This is a genomic window from Enterovibrio norvegicus DSM 15893, from assembly GCF_900115495.1.
Lineage (GTDB): Bacteria > Pseudomonadota > Gammaproteobacteria > Enterobacterales > Vibrionaceae > Enterovibrio > Enterovibrio norvegicus.
Window position 1 is genome coordinate 1 of sequence record NZ_FOWR01000087.1, and the last position, 2,101, is coordinate 2,101.

2 protein-coding genes are annotated in these 2,101 nt (G+C 46.0%); one reads left to right on the forward strand and one right to left on the reverse strand.

Annotated elements, in window-relative coordinates:
• The first annotated feature begins 322 nt into the window (after positions 1 to 322).
• Positions 323 to 685 (forward strand): DUF2799 domain-containing protein, encoded by a 363-nt coding sequence (locus tag BM082_RS24455; protein ID WP_017014304.1) that lies wholly within the window; start codon positions 323 to 325, stop codon positions 683 to 685.
• A 72-nt stretch (positions 686 to 757) separates the two neighbouring features.
• On the opposite strand, the gene dapD is transcribed toward BM082_RS24455, so the two are convergent.
• The gene (gene dapD / locus BM082_RS24460) at positions 758 to 1,789 is read right to left on the reverse strand and encodes a 2,3,4,5-tetrahydropyridine-2,6-dicarboxylate N-succinyltransferase (RefSeq protein WP_017014303.1); all 1,032 of its coding nucleotides are present in this window, start codon (positions 1,787 to 1,789) and stop codon (positions 758 to 760) included.
• Positions 1,790 to 2,101 lie beyond the last annotated feature (312 nt).

Below are 2,101 nucleotides of genomic sequence, written 5' to 3' on the forward strand. Positions count from 1 at the left end.
GAAAAAGCCCTGACCTAACGGTCAGGGCTTTTTTACGTCTGCAGGAAATAGAGCAGAAACGAGAAATAAGAACGCGAGGGAAGAGGAGGGAAGAGAAAGAGCAGAAAAGGTAGGAAGAGCAGATAAAGAAGAGAGGGAAGAGCAGGTTCTGGGACCTAGGAAAAAGCGAAGAAAAAAACGCGCACATATATCTTGATCTGAACGAGCCCAAAGACACTCTCGCACTCTCACGTCTTGAGTTCATCCAATGAATAACGAAATTGTACGGCGTTTGTTCAGGTTTACTCTATATACTGCATATCAGAGGAAGTAGGAGATTGATATGAGATATCTACTGGTAAGCCTATTGCTGATCATTGGGTTAATGGGGTGTGCGAGTCAGCGCATTGCGGAGCTTTCAACTGCGGAAGATTGGGTTGGATTGGCCAACTATGATGTTGAAGCTGGAAGAAAAGCGCGCTCAGAACAAGATTTAACATCGCTAGGTGCTTCTGATAAAGAGCAGCAGAGTGAGTATCAGACTGCGTATGAAGCCCATGTTAAAGAATACTGTAAACCCGACAATGGTTATCACGCAGGTATCTCGGGTAAGCCAAGAAACAGTGTTTGTATTGATGATGCCCCTCAAGGTTGGCTGTATGAAGACAACTGGGAAACAGGCTTAGAAGCCGGAAAGATTTTCTAATTATTGTTTGAAAAACACAAAAAAGACCAGCTTAGGCTGGTCTTTCTCTTCTTGCTATCTGTTACGAAAATCTTAGTTGTTCGCGTGAAGCTCTGCGTTAAGCTCAACGGCAGACTTGTTAGTCAGACACTCAATCTTACCGGTCACTGAGTTGCGACGGAACAGTAGGTCTGGTTTGCCAGCAAGGTCACGTGCTTTTACGGTTTCAACTTCAGCGCCGCTTGAATCTAGCATGGTCACCTTGGTACCTGCGGTAACATATAGACCAGATTCGATGGTACAACGATCACCCAGAGGGAAACCAAGGCCTGCGTTTGCACCTAGTAGGCTGTTTTCACCAATAGAGATAACAAGCTGACCACCGCCACTCAGTGTGCCCATGATAGACGCACCACCGCCGATATCGCTGCCGTTACCGACCATAACACCTGCAGAAATACGACCCTCAACCATGCTCACACCTTCAGTACCTGCATTGAAGTTAATGAAACCTTCGTGCATAACTGTTGTGCCTTCACCCACATGTGCGCCTAAGCGAACGCGCGATGTATCAGCGATACGCACACCAGCAGGTACAACGTAATCAACCATTTTAGGAAATTTGTCTACGCAATCTACAGTGAGGCTCTCACCTGCCAAACGCGCTTCGATTTGACGATCAGCAAGCTCAGGAAGATCGATTGGGCCTTTGTTGGTCCATGCGATGTTGTGCAGCAGACCAAAAATGCCTTCAAGTACAATGCTGTGCGGCTTAGCAAGACGCTGAGAAATCAGCTGAAGCTTCAAGAAACCTTCTGATACGCTGCTTGGTTTTTCGTCTGATGCCAAGATAACTAGCACTAATGGTTGGCTTGAAGACGCAGCTTTTGCTGCGAAAGCGGCAGCAGCTTGTTCGTCAGCGGCTGAGAGTGCAGAAGCAATGGCTTCGCATTGATTAGCTTGAACGTTGAAAGCTTCATTGCCTTCTTGGTAAGAAACGATATCAGCCAGCGCGGCAACTAAAGATTCTGATGGATTTAGTACTGGAGTCGGAAAGAATGCTTCAATGATTTTTCCGTCTTTGTTTTTAGTGGCGGTGCCAAACGCAAGTGCAAAACTGGCCATGATGAGGAGGTCTCCTTGTCTCTTTTCCCAAGTCTACGGTTTGTAGATGTGGCGTATAAAGTGATTGCTAACGAGTATCTTAAAGTGAAGGGCGACAAGATTGAAGTGCGAAGGAAAAGAATCGGCCAGATAAACGGCGGAAAGAGAAAATTAAGGGGGCTTTATCCGATTAGACGTTATTGTTTGGAAGAAAAAACGCTCCGAATTCGGAGCGTTTTAGTGAGCCTGTAACAGATTCTGTGTAACTGCCATTTAATTAATATGCTTTTCGAGGCGTTCCCCGAACTCGATAATAAATCGACTCATCGCCTG

What these genes read in the sequence shown, in the direction of transcription:
- BM082_RS24455 (WP_017014304.1), top strand. Translation starts at nt 323, where the DNA reads ATGAGATATCTACTGGTAAGCCTATTGCTGATCATTGGGTTAATGGGG.
- dapD (WP_017014303.1), bottom strand. Translation starts at nt 1,789, where the DNA reads ATGGCCAGTTTTGCACTTGCGTTTGGCACCGCCACTAAAAACAAAGAC.